1 protein-coding gene is annotated in these 627 nt (G+C 79.3%); it reads right to left on the bottom strand.

The window, feature by feature from the left end; genetic code table 11:
• Window positions 1-111: 111 nt before the first annotated feature.
• Window positions 112-627, bottom strand: a 516-nt coding sequence (locus tag DZF91_RS22760) for an Fpg/Nei family DNA glycosylase (RefSeq protein ID WP_328589196.1), incomplete at its 5' end; no start/stop codon positions are given.

Genomic DNA, 627 nt, shown 5'->3' with positions numbered 1-627 from the left:
CCTCCCCCGGCGACGGCCGGTCCGAACCGGCCCACCCCGCCGGCTGACCCACCCCCGACGGCTGACCCACCCCCGACGGCCGACCCGCCGGGCCGGAGCCCGCCGAGCCGGTCAGGCGCCGGCGGCGCCGGACGGCTGGCAGGTCTCGCACCAGAACAGGTTCCGGCCGGCCATCACCTCGGTGCGGACCTCGGTGCCGCACAGCAGGCACGGCTGCCCGGCGCGCCGGTACACGTACACCTCGCCGCCGTGGCCGTCCACGCGGGGCGGGCGGCCCATCGCCTCGGGGGTGTGCTCGGGGCGGACGGTGTCGATGCGCCCGTCGCGGACGCCGTCGGCCATGAGGCGCCGCAGGTCCGCCCAGATCCCCTCCCAGCGGGCGCGGGTCAGGTCGCGTCCGGGCAGGCGCGGGTGGACGCCCTGCCGGAACAGCACCTCGGCGCGGTAGATGTTGCCGGGTCCGGCGACGACCGCCTGGTCCATGAGCAGCTGCCCGACGGGGACCCGGCTGGCGCGGATCCGCCGCCAGGCCCGCTCGGGGTCGGCGTCCGGCCGCAGCGGGTCGGGGCCGAGGCGGTCGCGCAGCCGGGCCACGGCGCCGGGGTCGAGGATCTCGCAGGCGTTGGG

The sequence above is a fragment of the Actinomadura logoneensis genome (assembly GCF_003428695.1).
GTDB classification, from domain to species: Bacteria; Actinomycetota; Actinomycetes; order Streptosporangiales; family Streptosporangiaceae; genus Spirillospora; species Spirillospora logoneensis.
The sequence above is the reverse complement of the archived record's forward strand: the minus strand, read 5'-3'. Positions and strand labels throughout refer to the sequence as shown.